Origin of the sequence: Rhodoferax sp. U11-2br (assembly GCF_018619435.1) — a bacterium.
Taxonomy (GTDB): domain Bacteria; phylum Pseudomonadota; class Gammaproteobacteria; order Burkholderiales; family Burkholderiaceae_C; genus Rhodoferax.
Genome location: NZ_JAHFZF010000036.1, coordinates 1 through 19,805, shown reverse-complemented (window position 1 = coordinate 19,805; position 19,805 = coordinate 1). Strand labels below are relative to the sequence as shown.

18 protein-coding genes are annotated in these 19,805 nt (G+C 59.0%); 1 reads left to right on the top strand and 17 read right to left on the bottom strand.

Translation table 11 applies throughout. The annotated features are described in order from the left end of the window. Positions 1 to 20: 20 nt before the first annotated feature. The 14 genes from rplT to KKO72_RS18075 all read right to left on the bottom strand — a co-directional run bounded on the left by rplT (position 21) and on the right by KKO72_RS18075 (position 15,449). The gene (gene rplT / locus KKO72_RS18140; protein WP_075587399.1) at positions 21 to 380 is read right to left on the bottom strand and encodes a 50S ribosomal protein L20; all 360 of its coding nucleotides are present in this window, start codon (positions 378 to 380) and stop codon (positions 21 to 23) included. A 25-nt stretch (positions 381 to 405) separates the two neighbouring features. After that, positions 406 to 609 carry a 50S ribosomal protein L35 gene (rpmI, locus tag KKO72_RS18135; RefSeq protein ID WP_078366696.1) on the bottom strand — a complete coding sequence of 68 codons (204 nt, stop codon included), beginning with the start codon at positions 607 to 609 and terminating at the stop codon, positions 406 to 408. A gap of 221 nt (positions 610 to 830) precedes the next feature. Further along, positions 831 to 1,424: a translation initiation factor IF-3 gene (gene infC, locus KKO72_RS18130; RefSeq protein WP_371736905.1), complete on the bottom strand. Its 594-nt coding sequence runs from the start codon at positions 1,422 to 1,424 to the stop codon at positions 831 to 833. A 98-nt stretch (positions 1,425 to 1,522) separates the two neighbouring features. Next, positions 1,523 to 3,436, bottom strand: a complete 1,914-nt coding sequence (thrS, locus tag KKO72_RS18125) for a threonine--tRNA ligase (RefSeq protein ID WP_214942295.1) — start codon at positions 3,434 to 3,436, stop codon at positions 1,523 to 1,525. Between the two features lie 280 nt (positions 3,437 to 3,716). Then, positions 3,717 to 5,045 carry an isocitrate lyase gene (aceA, locus tag KKO72_RS18120; protein ID WP_078363176.1) on the bottom strand — a complete coding sequence of 443 codons (1,329 nt, stop codon included), beginning with the start codon at positions 5,043 to 5,045 and terminating at the stop codon, positions 3,717 to 3,719. A gap of 258 nt (positions 5,046 to 5,303) precedes the next feature. Continuing rightward, positions 5,304 to 6,635: a type III glutamate--ammonia ligase gene (glnT, locus tag KKO72_RS18115; RefSeq protein ID WP_214942292.1), complete on the bottom strand. Its 1,332-nt coding sequence runs from the start codon at positions 6,633 to 6,635 to the stop codon at positions 5,304 to 5,306. A gap of 79 nt (positions 6,636 to 6,714) precedes the next feature. Beyond that, positions 6,715 to 8,184 (bottom strand): aldehyde dehydrogenase, encoded by a 1,470-nt coding sequence (locus KKO72_RS18110; RefSeq protein ID WP_214942289.1) that lies wholly within the window; start codon positions 8,182 to 8,184, stop codon positions 6,715 to 6,717. A gap of 68 nt (positions 8,185 to 8,252) precedes the next feature. Then, entirely contained in the window at positions 8,253 to 9,113 is an 861-nt protein-coding gene (locus KKO72_RS18105; protein ID WP_214942287.1) for an ABC transporter permease, read from the bottom strand. Then, a complete protein-coding gene (locus KKO72_RS18100; RefSeq protein WP_214942284.1) occupies positions 9,110 to 9,253 on the bottom strand; it encodes a hypothetical protein in 144 nt (47 codons plus the stop codon). Before KKO72_RS18100 ends, KKO72_RS18105 begins: the two co-directional genes overlap by 4 nt. Next, entirely contained in the window at positions 9,250 to 10,152 is a 903-nt protein-coding gene (locus KKO72_RS18095; protein ID WP_078363180.1) for an ABC transporter permease, read from the bottom strand. The genes KKO72_RS18100 and KKO72_RS18095 overlap by 4 nt, the downstream gene beginning before the upstream one ends. Positions 10,153 to 10,162: 10 nt before the next feature. Next, entirely contained in the window at positions 10,163 to 11,266 is a 1,104-nt protein-coding gene (locus tag KKO72_RS18090) for an ABC transporter ATP-binding protein (RefSeq protein WP_078363181.1), read from the bottom strand. Positions 11,267 to 11,363: 97 nt separating this feature from the next. Next, a complete protein-coding gene (locus KKO72_RS18085) occupies positions 11,364 to 12,524 on the bottom strand; it encodes an extracellular solute-binding protein (RefSeq protein WP_371736904.1) in 1,161 nt (386 codons plus the stop codon). A gap of 91 nt (positions 12,525 to 12,615) precedes the next feature. Then, entirely contained in the window at positions 12,616 to 14,025 is a 1,410-nt protein-coding gene (locus tag KKO72_RS18080) for an aspartate aminotransferase family protein (protein WP_214942281.1), read from the bottom strand. Between the two features lie 56 nt (positions 14,026 to 14,081). Then, positions 14,082 to 15,449, bottom strand: coding sequence for a glutamine synthetase family protein (locus KKO72_RS18075; RefSeq protein ID WP_078363184.1), 1,368 nt, complete (start codon positions 15,447 to 15,449; stop codon positions 14,082 to 14,084). Positions 15,450 to 15,633: 184 nt separating this feature from the next. Here KKO72_RS18075 and KKO72_RS18070 point away from each other — a divergent pair, with 184 nt between their 5' ends. Next, positions 15,634 to 17,109 carry a PLP-dependent aminotransferase family protein gene (locus KKO72_RS18070; RefSeq protein WP_214942344.1) on the top strand — a complete coding sequence of 492 codons (1,476 nt, stop codon included), beginning with the start codon at positions 15,634 to 15,636 and terminating at the stop codon, positions 17,107 to 17,109. 79 nt (positions 17,110 to 17,188) lie between these two features. Here KKO72_RS18070 and KKO72_RS18065 read toward each other — a convergent pair whose 3' ends face one another. The 3 genes from KKO72_RS18065 to KKO72_RS18055 form a co-directional block, all read right to left on the bottom strand. Further along, positions 17,189 to 18,493 (bottom strand): FAD-binding oxidoreductase, encoded by a 1,305-nt coding sequence (locus KKO72_RS18065; RefSeq protein ID WP_214942278.1) that lies wholly within the window; start codon positions 18,491 to 18,493, stop codon positions 17,189 to 17,191. Between the two features lie 9 nt (positions 18,494 to 18,502). After that, the gene (gene speB, locus KKO72_RS18060) at positions 18,503 to 19,423 is read right to left on the bottom strand and encodes an agmatinase (protein WP_214942275.1); all 921 of its coding nucleotides are present in this window, start codon (positions 19,421 to 19,423) and stop codon (positions 18,503 to 18,505) included. Between the two features lie 151 nt (positions 19,424 to 19,574). After that, positions 19,575 to 19,805: GNAT family N-acetyltransferase (locus KKO72_RS18055; RefSeq protein ID WP_214942271.1), on the bottom strand; the 231-nt coding region annotated here is incomplete at its 5' end.

Sequence of the window (19,805 nt, the reverse complement as noted above, 5' to 3'; positions counted from 1 at the left end):
AAATAGCAAACAGTCGGCACTCAGGCTGCCAGCTTGGCCTTGACTTGGGCCACGATACCAGCAAACGCTGCCATGTCATGGACGGCGATATCGCTCAGCACCTTGCGGTCGATCTCGATAGAAGCCTTCTTCAGACCGTTGGCGAACTGGCTGTAGGTCATGCCACACTGACGAGCAGCGGCATTGATACGGGCAATCCACAACTGACGGAAGACACGTTTTTTGGTACGACGGTCACGGTAGGCATATTGCCCAGCTTTCATGACCGCTTCTTTGGCGACCCGGAAAACATTACCACGACGACCGCGGAAGCCTTTTGCAAGGGCCAGAACTTTTTTGTGGCGGGCGTGAGCCGTTACACCACGTTTGACGCGAGGCATGTGATTACTCCTTGTTCGTCGTTAATTAAAGACCACGGCAAGGCAGCATCTGTGCCATGCGACCCATATCGGTCTCATGAACAGCAGTTGCACCACGCAGATGGCGTTTATTTTTGGTGGTCTTCTTGGTCAGAATGTGACGTTTGAAGGCTTGACCGCGTTTGACGGTACCACCTGGACGGACGCGGAAGCGTTTCTTCGCCGCGCTCTTGGTCTTCATCTTGGGCATTTTCATGCTCCTTTTTACATTGTGCTCGTGAGGCGTCTGCACACTCTGTGCAGCCTTGTTGGCCCCGAGCCACTTGGTTCAGCAGTCGACTTGCATCGTCTGCTGCTGTTGGCAATGAACCTTCGCTCATTGCCTTCAAAACAGATTCAAGTCACCGCTTACATGGCCACCCGATCCTGTTTCAAAACCTGCTTGGCGCCCACGTGGGGCACCCAATTCCTTCAAGCTGCAATCGCAGCACTCTCAGCAGCCACAGACTTCGGCGCCTGCTTTTTGCGACCTGGTGCAATCATCATGATCATCTGGCGACCTTCCAACTTGGGAAACTGCTCCACCACAATCAGGTCACCCAACTCGTCGCGAATCCGGTTCAACAAAGCCATACCCAACTCTTGATGGGTGATTTCACGACCCCGAAAACGCAGTGTGATCTTGCACTTGTCACCTTCGGCCAAGAAACGCTTGATGTTGCGCATCTTGATGTTGTAATCGCCATCATCGGTACCAGGGCGGAACTTGATCTCTTTGATTTCGATCACAGTCTGCTTGGCCTTGGCCTCAGCAGCCTTCTTCTGCTCCTGGTACTTGAACTTGCCGTAATCCATCAGACGGCAGACCGGCGGTGTAGCCGTGGCCGCAATCTCCACCAAATCCACGTCCAAATCGCCGGCCATGCGCAACGCCTCCATCAGGCTGACGACACCAAGCGGCTCGTTGTCCACACCAGAAAGGCGAACTTCTGGCACCATGATTTCCCGATTCAATCGGTGTTTGCGTTCTTCGCGCTGACGGCGATCACGAAATTCGGTAGCGATGGCTTAATCCTTCACAATAACTGCTACTACATCAGTAGCGAAAACCGCACAACACACGCCGATGACTGACTGTTATGGCCAGCAACTTAAGTATTCGCTTAAGCGTTCGATTTATGAGCAATGTCAGCTGACAATTTCTGCGAGAAATCTTCCAGAGACATCACTCCAAGGTCTTGACCACCTCGGGCGCGCACCGCAACGGCACCAGACGCCATCTCTTTGTCGCCAATAACGACCAGATACGGCACTTTTTGCATCGAATGCTCCCGTATTTTATACGTGATTTTCTCATTGCGGAGGTCTGGCTGAACCCTAAACCCTTGATTTTGCAGCGTTTTGACCACGTTTTGGGCGTATTCTGCCTGCGCATCGGTGATATTGAGCACCATCACCTGGGTCGGCGCCAGCCAGGTTGGCAAGGCGCCAGCGGTTTCTTCGATCATGATGCCGATGAAACGCTCCAGGCTGCCGACGATGGCGCGGTGCAGCATCACCGGGCGATGGCGAGCACCATCTTCCCCGACGTATTCCGCATCCAGGCGCTCGGTCATGAAGAAGTCAACCTGGATCGTGCCACATTGCCATTGGCGACCAATGGCGTCCTTGAGGGTGTACTCGATCTTGGGACCGTAGAACGCCCCTTCTCCGGGCGTGATTTCAAACTCGCAGCCCGAGGCACGCAGACTCTCCATCAAGGCGTGTTCGGCCTTGTCCCAGCTCTCATCCGAGCCAATGCGTTTCTCGGGCCGAGTGGCGATTTTGTAGATGATGTTCTTGAAGCCGAAGTCCGCATACACCTTCTGCAGCAGCGCGGTGTAGTCCGAACATTCCTTGAGGATCTGGTCTTCGGTGCAGAAGATGTGGCCATCGTCCTGGGTGAAGCCGCGCACCCGCATGATGCCGTGCAGACCCCCAGTGGGTTCGTTGCGGTGGCACTGACCGAACTCGCCATAACGCAGCGGCAGATCACGGTAACTCTTGATGCCTTGTTTGAAGATCAGGATGTGGCCCGGGCAGTTCATCGGCTTGAGGGCGTACTCGCGCTTTTCACTCTCGGTGGTGAACATGTTGTCACGGTACTTGTCCCAGTGCCCGGTTTTTTCCCACAACGACTTGTCCAGCAGCTGCGGGCCTTTGACTTCCTTGTAGCCGTTGTCGCGGTAGACCTGGCGCATGTACTGCTCCACCACCTGCCACACCGCCCAGCCATTGGGATGCCAAAACACCACACCGGGAGCATGGTCGTCGATGTGGAACAGATCAAGTTGCTGACCGAGCTTGCGGTGGTCGCGCTTTTCGGCTTCTTCCAGCATGGTCAGGTGCGCGGCGAGATCTTCTTTGCTGGCCCAGGCGGTACCGTAGATGCGCTGCAGCATCTCGTTCTTATGGTCACCGCGCCAGTAGGCGCCGGCCACCTTCATGAGTTTGAAGTGTTTAAGCTTGCCAGTGCTGGGCACGTGTGGCCCACGGCACAGGTCTTCAAACGCGCCTTCGCGGTACAGGCTCACGTCTTCGTTAGACGGGATGCTGGCGATGATCTCGGCCTTGTAATGCTCACCCAGGCCCTTGAAGTAGGCCACCGCCTCGTCACGGGGCAACACGCGACGGGTTACCGGCTCGTCTTTGCTGGCCAGCTCGGTCATGCGTTTCTCGATCAAGGCCAGGTCGTCAGGCGTGAAGGGCCGCTCAAACGAGAAGTCGTAGAAAAAGCCGTTTTCAATCACCGGGCCAATCGTGACCTGGGCTTGCGGGAACAACTGTTTGACGGCATAGGCCAACAAGTGCGCGGTGGAGTGGCGAATCACCTCCAGGCCATCGGCGTCTTTGGCGGTGATGATGGCCAGCTTGGCATCGGCTTCGATCAGATAGCTGGTGTCGACGACCTTGCCGTTGACCTTGCCAGCCAGTGCCGCTTTGGCCAAGCCAGCGCCGATGGAGGCAGCGACATCGGCCACGGTCACTGCGGCGGGGTAGTCACGTTGTGAACCGTCAGGAAGCGTAATTTGAACCATGATGATTGAAGGGTTTGAATTGAACAAAAAAAAACGCGGATCAGTCCGCGTTTTACTATTATCTTGAGAGCACACCGTGCATAAGGCACGCGGGCTACGGCCTTATTCTTTGAATACCTTTGCCGTTGTCGTTCGCGGTGTCATAACCAGATGCCTTTCTCGCTCTTGTCAGTGTGTGATGCGCGCATTTTAGCCGCAGTCGAACGCCCCAAATAAAAAGGGCTGGCGGCCCTTGTGGGCCACCAGCCTTTTCACCCCTCCTCGGGTTCTTCTAGGTTGTTTAGTGAAACTGTGCTTCTTCGGTCGACCCGGACAAGGCCTTGACGCTGCTGGAGCCGCCCTGGATCACGGTGGTCACGTCGTCAAAGTAACCGGCACCCACTTCTTGCTGGTGCGAAACAAAGGTGTAACCCTTGTCGCGTGCGGCGAATTCCTGCTCCTGCACCATCTCGGTGTAATGCTTCATGCCTTCGCCACGGGCGTAAGCGTGGGCGAACTGGAAAGTGTTGAACCAGTTGATGTGGATACCGGCCAGCGTAATGAACTGGTACTTGTAACCCAGCGCCGCCAGGTCTTCCTGGAACGAGGCAATCTGTTTGTCGTCCAGGTTTTTCTTCCAGTTGAAGGAGGGGGAGCAGTTGTAGGACAGCAGCTTGCCGGGGCAAGCGCCCTGCACCGCCTGGGCGAACTCGCGGGCAAAACCGATGTCCGGCACACCGGTTTCGCACCACACCAAATCGGCATAGGGTGCATAAGCGATACCCCGGCTGATGGCCTGCTCCAGACCGTTTTTGACGCGGTAGAAACCTTCTGGCGTGCGTTCACCGGTCAGGAAGGGTTTGTCATTGGCATCGTGGTCGCTGGTGATCAAGTTGGCGGCTTCGGCATCGGTGCGGGCCAGCACGATGGTCGAGACACCCATCACGTCGGCTGCAAAACGGGCGGCGATGAGTTTTTCACAGGCTTCTTGTGTGGGCACCAGCACCTTGCCACCCATGTGGCCACACTTCTTGACGGCGGCCAACTGGTCTTCAAAGTGAACCCCGGCGGCGCCGGAGGCGATCATGTTTTTCATCAGCTCAAACGCATTGAGCACACCGCCAAAACCGGCCTCGGCATCGGCCACGATCGGCAGGAAGTAGTCGATGAACTCAGCAGAGCCCGGCTCGATGCCGCGGCTCCACTGGATTTCGTCGGCACGTTTGAAGGTGTTGTTGATCCGGCGCACCATGGTCGGCACCGAGTCGTAGGCGTAGAGCGACTGGTCAGGGTACATGGTCTCGGAGGTGTTGCCGTCGGCGGCCACCTGCCAGCCCGACAGATACACCGCTTCCAGACCCGCCTTGGCCTGTTGCATGGCCTGGCCGGCGGTGATCGCGCCAAAGGCGTTCACATAACCCTTTTTGGCGCCGCCATTGACCTTGGCCCACAATTTCTCGGCGCCATGTTTGGCCAATGTGTACTCGGGTTGTAGGCTGCCGCGCAGGCGGACCACGTCTGCAGCGCTGTAGCCACGTTTGACACCTTTCCAGCGGGGGTTGGTTGCCCAGTCTTTTTCGAGGGCGGCGATTTGCTCTGCACGGCTGAGGGCCGAGGTGGATTGAGACATAAAAACACTCCTGAGTTATGAAAACTGGGCCATCACACATGGGGATCAGGTGGCAGGCATGGAGTGAATTCTAGGTCTTGTATAAGACTTGTTTTCAATCTTATGTCTTATATAAGACATTTATTTTTACAATATAAATCAACGCTTTATAGAGATATTTCTCAATGCAAAATGAAATTTTTCAACCGGAGTGATTTTTCTGGATCAACCGATCCCGTGATATCTCACAATGCAAAAGCAATTTTCTGCATTGTGAAATTAGAACTGGTTGGCGTACTGTTGCAGCTCCCAGTCGCTCACGCTGGCCGCATAGGCTAACCATTCCTCGGTCTTGAGGGTGATGAACTGTTGGCAAAAGGCCTCTCCCAGCGTCTGGGTCAGCGTGGTGTCCCGTGCCAGAGCCTGCAAGGCCGCTCCCAGATCCACAGGCAGGCGCTCGGGCATCACAGCGCCAGAGGCAAACCGCTCATAAAGATCTTCGTTGCAGGCGGTCGGCACCGGCAAAGCGCGGTCGATGCCATCCAACCCGGCCGCCAGGGTAGCGGCAATGGCGGCGTAGACGTTGCACGACGGGTCAGGCAGGCGCCATTCCAGCCGACCTGCCACGGTGCGCACGACACAGGTGCGGTTGTTGTCCCCATACGCCTTCCAGACCGGTGACCAGGTCGTGCCAGAGGCGCTGTGGCTCAGCGCCAACCGTTTGTAGCTGTTGACCGTGGGCGCACAGAGGGCCGTCAAGGCATCCGTATGTTGCAGCAAACCTGCCACAAACCCATAGCCCTGTGCGCTGAGCTGCAGCGGATCGGCCACATCGGTAAACACCGCCCTGCCCTGATCATCAGTGATGCTGAGGTGAAAGTGCAGTCCACTGCCCGGCGCACCGGCAAAGGGCTTGGGCATACAGCTGAAGACAGAGCCGTGTTGCTGAGCAATGGCATGCGCCGTCAGCTTGAACAGCATAAAACGATCCGCCGCAGCCAGCGCGTCGTCAAAGCTGTAGTTGATCTCGTACTGGCCGCAAGCGTCTTCGTGGTCGATCTGCTGCAACTCAAACCCAAGCTGGGTCAGCGCCACACGCATGTCGTCCAGAAAACCCTGGTTGCGGTGGATGGATTTCAGGTCATATGAAGGTTTGTCGAGTCTGTCCTGTCCGTCCGCTGGCAACCAGCGTCCGTCAGCACCTTTTTTCAGCAGGAAAAATTCGGGTTCGATCCCCACCCACAAGGTCCAGCCACGTTCTTTCAATCGAACCAACTGGCGTTTGAGCAGTTGCCGCGAATCGGTGTCCAAGGGTAAACCGCCCGCATAACCGTCACACACAGCATGGGCCACACCGGGCATGAAGGGCAAGGGGCGCAGGCTCTCGGGTTGAACACGGCCGTAATACTCGCTGCGCGCGCCAAAACGGCCGAGACCGGTGCCCCAGATGCTGGGCCCGGCAAAACCGGCGCCCGTCTCGACCCATTCACGCAGGTTCTGCAGTGGTACCAGCTTGCCCTTGGCCACACCGTGGAGGTCACAGAACTGGGTCAGGATGGAATGGATGCCGCTTGCCTGCAGATCGGCAATGAGTGTCTCGTAGTTGTTCATGGTCTTTTCGCCTTCTAGCCCTTATGCATCAAGGGCGAGTAGCTACGCTTGACGTAGCACGACACGAATGACTTACCGGCTACACCGGGCTGTCGATGCGGATCCAGGTGGTTTTGAGCTCGGTGTATTTGTCAAACGCGTGCAGCGATTTATCGCGCCCGACACCACTTTGTTTGAAACCACCAAATGGCACGGTGATGTCGTCCTCGTCGTACTGGTTGACATGTACCGTACCGGCCTTGAGTGCACGCGCCACACCATGTGCCTTGTTGATGTCGCGTGTCCACACCGCAGCCTGCAAGCCATACACGCTGGCGTTGGCCAGGCGAACCACCTCGGCCGCGTCGGTGAAGGACAACACCGACAGCACCGGGCCAAAAATCTCTTCGCGGCAAATGGTCATGCTCGGATTGACCCCGGCAAAAATCGTAGGTTGTACATAACAGCCACCGGTTTCACTCAGCGCCTGTTCTCCACCGTAGAGCAAGCTGGCGCCTTCTGACTTGCCACTTTCGACGTAGCGCAACACCGTCTCCATCTGGGTTTTGTCGACGATGGCGCCCATGATGGTGTCGGGGTTCAATGGATTGGCGGGCAGGTATTGGGGTGCCAGCGCCAGGGCCTTTTCCAGGAACTGGTCCTGGATACTTGCTTCCACAAACAGACGCGAGGGTGCGTTACAGCTCTCCCCCTGGTTGAAGAAGATGCTGCCCACTGCCGCTTCCACCGCTTTGTCCAGGTCCGGGCAATCGGCAAACACGATGTTGGGCGACTTGCCACCAAGTTCGGTCCAGGCCCGTTTGAGGTTGCTTTGCCCGGCCATCACATGGATCTGTTTGCCGACACGGGTCGAGCCGGTGAAACCAATGCAGTCCACATCCATATGTAATGCCAGCGGTGACCCGGCCTCAGGGCCATAACCGGGCACCACATTGAACACGCCAGGCGGAATGCCGGCTTCGAGCGCGAGTTCGGCCAGACGCAGCGCGGTCAAAGGCGACTTCTCGCTGGGTTTGAGCACCACCGAGTTGCCTGCCGCCAGCGCCGGGGCAATCTTCCAGGCGGCCATGATCATCGGGTAGTTCCAGGGCACGATCACCCCCACCACCCCCATCGGTTCGCGCTGAATCAGCGCCAGTGCGCTGCTGGCGGTGGGCGCAATCTCGTCATAGATCTTGTCGACCGCCTCGCCATACCAGCGAAGGCAGTTGGCCGCGCTGTTGACGTCGACGGCACGGGCGTATTTGATGGGTTTGCCCATGTCCAGGGTTTCCATCAAGGCCAGTTCTTCGGCATGGGCCAGCAGTTGGTCGGCAAACTTGATCATCACGCGTTTGCGCGCGGCTGGCGCCAAGCCACACCAGCGTTTGTCCTCAAACGCCGCACGCGCAGCAGCCACCGCCGCATCCACATCGGCCTGGCCACAACGCGCCACTGTCGTGAGGCGACGGCCGTCCACGGGTGACAGGCAGTCAAAGGTCTGGCCACCCAGTGCTTCGACCCGTTTGCCATTGATCAGAGCGCGGCCATCATAAGAGCTGATTGACATTTTGATACCTCAAAATAAATAGCATTCAGCCCTTGTTTCAAGAGGGCTAGAGGCCAAAAAAGCTAAAACTACTGACCTTGCAACGCCACCAACTCCGCGCGCGTGGCCGCTGCAATTTCGCGTTCACGTTTGCGCGTCTGGCGCGCCACCCAGACACTGTAGGCGATCACCACCACGGTGACCGAAACAATCAGCAAGGTGGCCGCCGCGTAAATGGTCGGGTTGATGCCGCGCCGGGCGTAGCCAAAAATCACCTGCGGCAAGGTGTTGACCCCCGGGCCGGACAAGAACTCCGAAATCACCACATCGTCAAACGACAAGGTAAAGGCCAGCAAGAAGGCCGCCAAAATGGCCTGCAGGATGTTGGGCATGGTGACCAGAAAGAAGACCTGGAACGGCCTGGCGCCCAGGTCCATGGCAGCCTCTTCAATCGAGCGGTTCATCTCGAGCAGGCGCGACTGGATCACCACCATGCCATAGGCCATGCCCAGCAGCGTGTGGCCTAGCACAATCGTCAACATGCCACGTTGCGGCCAGCCAAAAGCGTTCTGGATACCCACCATCAGCAGCAACAAGGACAGGCCAATCACCACCTCGGGCATCACCAGCGGCGCATTCACCATGCCGGAAAACAGGGTACGGCCCGGGAAACGGCGGTAACGCACCAACACAAAAGCGGCAAAAGTGGCCATCACCGCAGACGCCAGACCGGCGGCTGTGGCCACCTGCACCGACAACCAGAAACCTTCCACAATCTTGGTGTCTTCTGTCAGCGCCTGGTACCAGCGCAGCGAGAAGCCGGTGAAATTCGCATCCTGTCGGGTGCTGTTGAACGAAAACACCACCATGAACATCAAGGGCAGGTACAAAAACAGGAAGACCAGCGCCATCCAAAACTTGCCGATGTACTTTGCAAGAAACTGATTCATTTGGAAGCCCTCAAAATGGCCACGGCAAAGGCATCGGGTAAACCAACGACACGAGACGAGAACATCGCGGAACCGGCTTTGCCGGGTCGCAGATGTTGTCCCCCTGGCGGGAAGGCGCGTAGCGGCTCAGGGAGGGTCATTTCTCTTCTCCGGTGTAGTGGTAATAAATCGCGAGCGGGATCACGATCAGGCCAATCATCACCACCGCCAACGCCGAAGCGCGGGGCCAGTTGTTGCTGGTGAACATTTCGTCCCACACCACCCGGCCAATCATGATGTTCTCCGGCCCGCCTAACAGCGACGGGATCACAAACTCACCCACACACGGAATAAACACCAGCATGAACCCGGCAATGATGCCCGCCTTGGACAGCGGCACGGTCACCAGCCAAAAAGCCTTGAACGGCGACGCGCCCAGATCGTAGGCCGCTTCCAAAAGGCGGAAATCCATCTTCACTAGATTGGCGTACAGCGGCAACACCATGAACGGCAGGTAGACATAGGTCATGCCCACCAGCATCGAGACATTGGTGTAGAGCATCTGGATTGGCTCAGCCGTGAGCCCAAGCGCCATCAGCAGCTGGTTGAGCACGCCCTGGTCCGCCAGAATCCCCTTCCAGGCATACACACGCAGCAAAAACGAGGTCCAGAACGGCAGCATGACCATCATCAACAAGGCCGGGCGCACCTTGGCGTCCGACCTGGCGATGAAGTAAGAAAACGGGTAACCAATCACCAGACACAACACGGCGGTACACAAGGCGTACCAGATCGAGCGCAGGTAAGCCTCGATATAAATCGTGTGGAACACCGCCCCACCATCGGCCGAGCGAAAAATCGACCAGTAGTTTTCGTACTTGAGATGCAGCAGACCGGTCTCATGGTCCCAGATGGGTTTGAACGGCGAGATGTCGTTGCCCATGTCCACAAAACTGATGTAGAGCAGGATCAGGAACGGCAGCATGAAAAACACCACCAGCCAGACATACGGCACGCTGATGACAAATCGGCGGCCGGGCATCGGAATCGATAAAGCCATGACGACCTCCTCAGTTACGCAGGATCAGGGCGTCGGTGTCATCCCACCAGAAAAACACATCGTCTTCCCAGGTGATGTCCAGCAAATCCAGGTGGGAGCCATTGGGCTCGGTGATCTTGATCCGGTTGCCCTGGGGCGTGACCACAATGTAGGTGTTGTAGGCGCCAAAGTAGGCAATCTCCTTGACCCGCCCCCGAAACAGGTTGTGGCTCAGTCCCTGGGGCGCCTGTTTGCCGATACTGACCTTCTCGGGCCGCACCGCCACCGCCACCGGCATGCCCACGGTGCCGCTGATGCTGTGACCCACATGGATTTCACCAATCGGGGTCTCGGCCGCGCAGTGGTCGGTCTCATCGACACTGAGCTTGCCATCGAGCAGGTTCACGCTGCCGATGAAGTCCGCCACAAAACGGTTGCGCGGGTACTCGTAAATCTCTTGCGGCGAGCCGACCTGCAGCACCCGGCCCTTGCTCATGACCGCAATGCGGCCAGCCATGGTCATCGCCTCTTCCTGGTCATGCGTCACCATGACACAGGTCACACCGACCTTCTCGATGATGTTGACCAATTCAAACTGGGTCTGTTCGCGCAGTTTCTTGTCCAGGGCACCGAGCGGCTCGTCGAGCAGCAAGACCTTGGGTTTTTTGGCCAGGCTGCGCGCCAGCGCCACCCGCTGCTGCTGCCCGCCCGAGAGCTGGTGCGGCTTGCGCTTGGCATAGGGTGTGAGCTGCACCAGGTCCAGCATTTCACCCACACGTTGTTTGATGTCTTCCTTGGCCAGGCCTTCACGTTTGAGACCAAACGCGATGTTTTCCCAGATGTCCAGATGCGGAAACAACGCATACGACTGGAACATCATGTTGAACGGTCGTTCATACGGCGCCAGCGATGCCACATCCTTGCCACCGAGCAGAATACGGCCCGAGGTGGGTTTCTCGAATCCCGCCAGCATCCGCAGCAGGGTGGACTTGCCACAGCCCGAACTGCCCAGCAGGGCAAAAATCTCGCCCTGGGTGATGGACAGATTGACCTCGTCCACCGCCAGCGCCTCATCAAAACGCTTGACCAGATTTTCGGTCACCAGGTAATTGTCTTTGGACCCGCCAGTTGCCATGTTTGAACCTTTGTGATGCCTGCCGTGCGGCCATTAAAAAGGGCTGCCTATACCCAACAGTACAAACAGCCCCGTGAGACTCGCAAGAAACAGATGTTTATTTGCCTTTTTTGAAGCTGTTGTAGACCGTGGCCATGGCTTCGCGGGCTTCGTTGGTGAAGCTGCTGGGTGGCACCATCTTGGTCATGTAGTCAGCCGCCACAAAAATCGAGGCGTTACCGGCGATCTCGGGCTTGATCTTGTCCTTGGCCGCCTGATTGCCGCTGTTGTAGGTCATCTCATTGGCCATGGCTGCGCCGTTTTCAGGACGCAGGAAGAAGTTGATGAAGGCCATGGCGTTCTGGGGATGTTTGGCATCCTTGGTCACAGCCATGGTGTCGGCAAACATCAACGCGCCTGTGCTCGGCAACAAAGCCTCGATCTCGTCCTTGGAACCATTTTCCTTGGCACGTGCAGCGGCGATGTTGATGTCGCCACCCCAGCCGATCACCACACAGGCCTTGCCACCGGAGATGTCGTCGATCATGGTCGAGCTGAACAGACGCACATCCTTGCGCACTTTGGTCAGCATCTCACCTGCAGCCTTGTAGTCAGCCGGGTCGTTGGAATACGGGTCCTTGCCAATGTAGTGCAAAGCCACCGGAATGATCTCGGTCGGTGAATCCAGATAGGCAATACCGCAGGACTTGAGTTTGCTGCTGTACTCGGGCTTGAACACCAGGTCCCAGGCGTTCTCAGGCATCGGGGTCTTGCCCAGGGCCTTGGCCACCTTGGTTTTGTTGATGCCCACGGTGGTGAAGCTCCAGGCCCAGGGCACCAGGTACTTGTTGTCGGGGTCAGCCTTGCCCAGCACCGACATCACGGCCGGGTCCAGATTGGCCAGGTTGGGGATCTTGGCCTTGTCCAGCGGCTGCAGCAAACCACCTTCAATTTGTGGCTTGGCAAACACCGAGCCTGGCACCACGATGTCGTAACCGGTGTTGCCGGCCACCAGTTTAGCGTGCAGGGCTTCGTTGGTCTCAAAAGTGTCGTAGTTGACCTTGATGCCGGTTTCTTTCTCAAAAGCCGCCAACATACCTTCAGGGATGTAGTCGGGCCAGTTGTAGACGTTGAGCACCTTTTCCTCAGCGGGCTCTGGTGCCGGTGCACTGGCCACGGGCGCAGGCGCCGTCACGGGTGCCGGTGGCTCCTCTTTTTTGCCACAAGCGGCCAACACCAGCGCCGACAGCGCGAAGGTCACCAGGTACTTTTTCATCATGAACAACACTCCAAAGAGAAGAAGGAAGTTAAGGGAAGCGTGAGTTTATAGCTAGCAAAAAGCACACCAACACCCGACGCACCAAAAACACTCAAATTAATCCTTTTTGGTGCAAATCAGCTTGTGTCAGGTCCAGCGCCTGGTGAATCAGGCGCAGCAACTCGTCGATGTCGGCGTGGGTCATCGTCAAAGGCGGTGCAATGATCATGCGGTCACCCACGGCACGCATGATCAGCCCGTTGCGGAAACAGTGGCCACGGCAGATCATGCCGACCGCGTCATCGGGGTTAAAACGCTGCTTGGTCTGTTTGTTCTTGACCAACACCAGGCCCGCCACAAAACCACAGGTTTCGGCATCCCCCACCAGTGGGTGGTCTTTGAGCGCCAGGAATCGCTTGGCAAAGTAGTCCCCCATCTCACCACGCACCCGTTGCGGCAGCTGCTCTGCCTCCATGATGTCGAGGTTGGCCAAGGCCACCGCACAGGCCACCGGGTGGCCGCTGTAGGTGTAGCCGTGGTTGAACTCACCTCCCTGCTCGATCAGCACCTTGGCCACACGGTTGCCCACCATCACCCCACCGAGCGGGATGTAACCACTGGTCACCGCCTTGGCAAAGGTCACCAGATCGGGCTTGTAACCAAAACGCTCGTAGGCAAACCAATGGCCCAGCCGGCCAAAGGCGCAGATCACCTCGTCGCTGATCAGCAAAATGCCGTATTTGTCGACGATGCGCTGGATTTCGGGCCAATACGTGGCGGGCGGGATGATCACCCCACCAGCGCCCTGGATTGGCTCCGCAATAAAAGCCGCCACCTTGTCGGGGCCCACTTCCAGAATCTTGTCTTCAAGCCAACCCGCAGCCCGCAGACCAAACGCGTCAGCACTTTCACCGGGTTGGCCGTCTTCAAAAAAGTAAGGCTGGCCAATGTGGGTGATGTTCGGGATAGGCAAGTCACCTTGCGCGTGCATGCCACTCATGCCACCGAGCGAGGCACCGGCCATGGTGCTGCCGTGGTAGGCGTTGTGGCGGCTGATGATGACCTTGCGCTGCGGCTGGCCCAGCAAATCCCAATAACGGCGCACCATGCGCACGTTCGAGTCATTGCTCTCAGAGCCGCTGCTCGAGAAAAACACATGCTCAAAACTGCGGTCGCCCACCTTGGGCGCCAGCGCGGCGAGCCGGGTGGCGAGCTTGACCGCCGGCACATTGGTGGTCTGGAAAAAGCTGTTGTAAAACGGCAGGGTCATCATCTGCTCGTAAGCCGCCTCGGCCAGCGCCTTGCGGCCATACCCGGCGTTCACACACCACAGGCCACTCATGGCATCCAGCAGTTTCTCACCTTCGGAGTCCCAGATGTAAATGCCGTCGCTGCGGGTGATCACACGCGCACCACGGGTGGCCAGGTCACCATGGTCGGTGAACGGGTGAATGAAGTGGGCGCTGTCGAGCGCCTGGATCTCGCGGGTGCTCAGCTGCTCAGCGGTGCTGTGTGTGTTCATGGTTCACATCCTTATCAAAAAATGGGTTCTAGCCCTTTTATATCAAGGGCATACAGCTATACATGCAATAGCAAATGTTCACGCTCCCAGGGTGATATCACTTTCATGAACTCCTCAAACTCCAGTTCCTTGATCTCGGAGTAGACGGTGATGAACTCCTTGCCCAGCACGTCGTGCAACTCGGACTCGCGGCGCAGCCACTCCAGCGCGTCGCCCAGGCTGCGTGGCAAGGCATAGGGTGACAAATAGGCGTCACCTCTCATCTCGGCCTTGGGTTTGATCTTGTTCTTGAGGCCCAGGTAACCGCAGGCCAGGGTCATTGCCAGCGCCACATAAGGGTTGGCGTCGGCACCAATCACCCGGTTTTCAACGCGGCGCGCGGCGGGCGACGAGATCGGGGAACGGATGCCCACAGTGCGGTTGTCATAGCCCCACTCGATGTTGATCGGTGCGGCGGTGTTGCGGCTCAGGCGACGGTAGCTGTTGACATACGGCGCCACCAGCACCATCGCCGCCGGGATGTAGCGCTGCAGCCCGCCGATGTAATGCATGAACGCCTCCGACGGTGTGCCGTCGGGGTTGCTGAAGATGTTTTTGCCACTCTCCTTGTTCAAAATGCTCTGGTGCACATGCATCGCACTGCCGGGTTCACCAGCAATCGGTTTGGCCATGAAGGTGGCGTACATGTCGTGGCGCAGGGCCGATTCACGCACCGTGCGTTTGAACAAAAACACCTCGTCAGCCAGGCCCAGCGGCTCGGCGTGGAAGAAGTTGATCTCCATCTGGCCCGCGCCAATTTCGTGGATCAAGGTGTCCACGTTGAGCTCCATCTTGTCGGAGTAGTCGTAGATTTCTTCGAACAACGGGTCGAACTCGTTGACCGCGTCGATGCTGTAGGCCTGGCGCGAGGTCTCAGCGCGGCCACTGCGGCCAATCGGTGGGCGCAGCAAGGTGTTGGGGTCGGTGTTGCGCGCGGTCAGGTAGAACTCGAGTTCGGGCGCCACGATCGGCTGCAGGCCTTCTGCGGCAAACAGGTCACACACCCGGCGCAACACACTGCGTGGCGCAAACGGCACCAGGTTGCCCTGGTTGTCAAAACAGTCGTGGATCACCTGTGCGGTGGGGTCGGTGGACCAGGGCACGATGCGCACGGTGCTCGGGTCGGGGCGCAGCTGCATGTCACGGTCGGTCGGGTCGATCACGTCGTAATACGGGCCACTCTCGGGGAACTCGCCAGTCACCCCCATCGCCACCACCGACTGCGGCAGGCGCATGCCACGGTCTTCGGTGAACTTGCCACGCGGCAGGATCTTGCCACGCGCCACACCGGTCAAATCGGGCACCAGGCACTCCACCTCGGTGACCCGCCGCTCGTTGAGCCATTGCTCCAAATCATTGAAATTCATCGATTTTTTGTCAGTCATGGAACTCTCCTGAATCAGGCTGTACTCGGTTGAACACAGTCTGCTGGCACATTGTGGGGGCTGAATTGGCTCAAAATCAGGGCCATTTGATTCAAATCAAAGGTGCCACTTGTTAAAGTGGGCATCACAGCCCCGAGCTCGACCCTGAACCCACTGTAACCCGGCTTTGCCCCGCCAACGCGCCATGTTGTCCGAATTCCTGCTGAGCGAACTCAGCCGCCTGAACCCGCAAGACCGGCTGCCATTACACCGGCAGTTGTACGAGGCGCTGCGCCGCGCCATTCTGGAGAACAAGCTCAGCCCGGAAGAGCGCCTGCCCTCCAGCCGCGACCTGGTGCAGGACCTGGGCCTGTCGCGCAACACCGTGGTGGCGGCCCTGAACCAGCTCACGGTCGAGGGTTACCTGGTCAGCCGGGTAGGCAGTGGCACCTTTGTCAGCGCCAAGGTGCCGCAGCGCCAGCGTCGGCCCCTGCGCCAAACCAGCCACCCGGCACAACAGCTGTCACACCGCGGCCAGGCGCTGGGCAAACACTTTTGCGCCAGCGAGCTGGAGATCCAGCCCTTCACCCCGGGCATTGCCGATTTCAGCGCGTTCCCGGTGGCGCTGTGGCAGCGCCTGCAAAACAAACACTGGCGCATGACCTACCCCGACATGCTGGACTACAGCAGCAGCGGTGGTTACGCCCCGCTGCGCCGTGCGGTGGCCGACTACCTGCACATGTTTCGCAGCGTGGCGCTCGATCTGGACCAGGTCATCATCACCAGCGGCACCCAGGAGTCGTTGGAGCTGTGCGCACAACTGCTGGCCGACCAGGGTGACACCGTCTGGCTGGAAGACCCGGCCTACTGGGGCGCGGGCAAAGCTTTCATGGCCACCGGGCTCAAAATCCACCCGGTGCCGGTCGACGAAGAAGGCATTGCGCCCCAGGCGAGTGACCGCCACGCGCCGCCCAGACTGATCTACGTGACCCCCTCACACCAGTACCCGACCGGTGCGGTGATGTCGCTGGAACGGCGCCACCAGATCCTGTCGCTGGCCAAACAACACCAGGCCTGGGTGCTGGAGGACGACTACGACAGCGAGTTCCGCTTCAGCGGGCCACCGATTGCCTCGCTGGCCGGGCTCGACACCCAGGGCCGGGTGCTGTACCTGGGCTCGTTTTCCAAGGTGCTGTACCCGGGCCTCAAGCTGGCCTATGTGGTGGTGCCCAAGGGGCTGGCGGCGGCTTTCAAGGCCGCCCACTACGACCTCAACCGCCCGGGCCAGATGCCGGTGCAGGCGGCTCTGGCCGAGTTCATCGACATGGGCCACTTTGCGGCTTGCCTGCGCAAGGCGCGCCAGAGTTACGCCCAGCGCCGCCACTGCCTGCTCGAAGCCTTGCAGCCCTGCCTGGGCACACACGCGCGCATCACCGGCGCCGAACAGGGCTTGCACCTGTGTGTGCGCTTGCCCGACCACCTGGATGACCAGGCGCTGGCCCGGCAACTTGGCAAGCTCGGTCTGGTGGTGCGGCCGCTGTCGGCCTACTGCCTAAAGCGCCGCGACCTGCGGGGTCTGGTGATTGGTTATGGCTATGCACCACTGGCGCAGATCCAACGGTTTGGGCCGGTGTTGGCGCAGGTGGTGCAGCAGGCTCTGGCACACCGGGTCGCAGCCTGAGTGCCTGCGCTGCCCAACACAATACTTTTCTTTTGATAGCTACCAGCCCTTATCAAACAAGGGCCAGAGCACAAAAACATCAGAAAGCGTCGCGCAAGCGGTGGTACAGCGTGCCCAGCACCAGGCTGGGCGTGCGCAACAGCGGGCCACCCGGGAACGGCAGGTGACGCAGCTTGGCAAACACATCAAAGGACTCGGCCTGTCCGGCCACGGTCTGCGCCACCAGTTGTCCGGCCAGACCGGTCAGCGCCACACCGTGGCCGCTGAAACCCTGCAGGTAATACAGGTTGTCACCGAGGCGGCCAAAGTCAGGCGCGCGGTTCATGCTGATGTCCACAAACCCGCCCCAGACATACTCAATGGGCGCGGTTTTGAGCTGCGGAAAAATCTGCCCCAGGCGCTGCGTCATGGTCTCTTTCAGGTTGGCAGGCGTGCGCGTGGTGTAGCTCACGCGCCCACCAAACAACATGCGGTGGTCGGCGCTGAAGCGGTAGTAGTCCAAAATGAAATTGTTGTCACACACCGCGGCGTCGCTCGGAATCAGCTGGCGGCACAGCTCCGCGCCCAGCGGGGCCGTGCCAATGATGTAGGTGCCCACCGGCATCATGCGGGCACTCAACTCCGGCGCCACCTTCGGGCCGAATTCGGGCAAAGCGTAGTTGCCCGCCAGCACACCAAAACGTGCCGTGACGCTGCCCTGGGCTGTGTGGGCCGTGAGTGTCTTGCCGCGCTGCAAGCGCAGCACCGCGCTGTGTTCAAAAATCCGCACCCCCAGGCTTTGGGCGGCTTGCGCCAGACCCAGGCCGTATTTGAGCGGGTGCACATGGCCCGACACCGACTCAAAAGCACAGGCCGCATAACGCGGGCTCTGGATAAAACGCTGCACATCGGCGCCAGTCGCCACTTCGCTGGCAAAACCATAGTTTTTGGCCATGGCGGCAGCATCTTCTTCGAGTGCGCGGGCCTTGCGCGGGCAGTCCGCCACATGCAAATAACCTTTGACTTGGTCACAGTCGATGCCAAAGTCACGCACCCGCTCGTCCACCAGGCGCACCGCATCCAGCGACATGCCCCAGGCCTGGCGCGCCAGATCGGTGCCCAGTTGTTGCTCAAACACCTCCTGCCCGCTGGCATAACCCACAATCACCTGGCCGCCATTGCGCCCGGAAGCACCGCTGCAGATGCGGTCGGCCTCCAGCACCACCACAGAATAACCGCGGCGCGCGAACTCGATGGCGGCCGATAACCCGGCAAACCCGGCGCCCACCACCAGCACATCCACCGACAGACTCTCGCTCAGCGCGGTCTGGGCCGGGGGCCGCGTGACGCTGGCTTCGTAATAACTTTTCTGGTTGAGTTGGGTATCCGAGTTGAGCAAGGCCATGGTGTCCTCCTATCCAACGCGTTTGGCGATCTGGCCACACAGGTAGGTCCAGACAAAACTGGCCGCCGCCGTGCTGGTGAGTTCGGCATGGTCGTAGGCCGGGGCCACTTCTACACAGTCCATGCCCACCATGTTGAGTGTGCTGAGTTCTTCAAGCAACGTGAGCACCTGCGAGCTGGTCATACCACCGGGCTCAGGCGTGCCGGTGCCGGGGGCAAACGCCGGGTCAAGGCAATCGATGTCGAGCGTCAGGTAACACGGGCGATTGCCGATGCGCTCGCGGATCTGCGCCACCACCGGTGCCAGTCCCGCGCCATCACGGCCGCGCAGGCTGCGGGCGTCAAATATCAGCCCACCCTGGTCTTGCACATAGTCACGCGCTGCACGTTCCCCACTGGAGCGCAGACCAATCTGCACCGTGTGCTGCGGGCTGACCAGGCCTTCCTGGATGGCTTCATAGGTCCAGGTGCCGTGGCCAGAGGGTTCACCAAAGTGGTCAACCCAGGTGTCGCAGTGGGCATCAAAATGCACCAGCGCCAGCGGGCCAAACTGGGCGTGGGCGGCGCGCAGCAGTGGCAAAGTCACCGAATGGTCGCCACCCAGAAACACACAATGGTGCTGCGCCATCAGCGCGGCCGCCTGCGCCTGGATCTGCTGGCGCACCTCCACCAGCGGTGAGGCATTGGGCAGGGCCATGTCATAACCATCGCCCAGGAACCCAAGCGGTGTCACATTAAAAAACGGGTGGATGCCGTCACACAACATCAGGCTGGCGCTGCGAATCGCTTGCGGGCCAAAACGCGCACCGGGCCGGTTGGTCACCGCGCCGTCAAAAGGCACACCCACCAGCGCAAAAGGCTGCGCGGCCAGTTCTGGCGCAGCCAGAAAGCGGTTGGTCTGGGCCGCATAGGCAAAACGGATGGCTGTCATGGTTGGGTCCTAACAACAAATAGTTTTTGGCGGGTCTCAGGCAGAAACAAGCGCCTTGTGCGTGGCCCCGTAGTGTCGGCAATTCAGAAGCAGCCGAAGGTGCCAATTTGGCACACCAGTGGCAATCCATTGGGCCAAGCTGTGGCCCGGTTCAGCCCTCAGACAACACCAGCGAAGCCGCTTGTTCAGACAACATTTTGCTGAGCACCACGCTGCGGTACACCTTGCCCGTCCACTGGACCGAACTCACCGGCAGATAACCCAGGCTGGTGTACAGCTTGATCAGGTGGGTGGCCTGCTCAGCGGTGTCCATCGCCAGTTCGCAAAAACCCTGCTCGGTGGCCCACTGTTCACAGACCTGCAACAAGGCCCGCCCAATGCC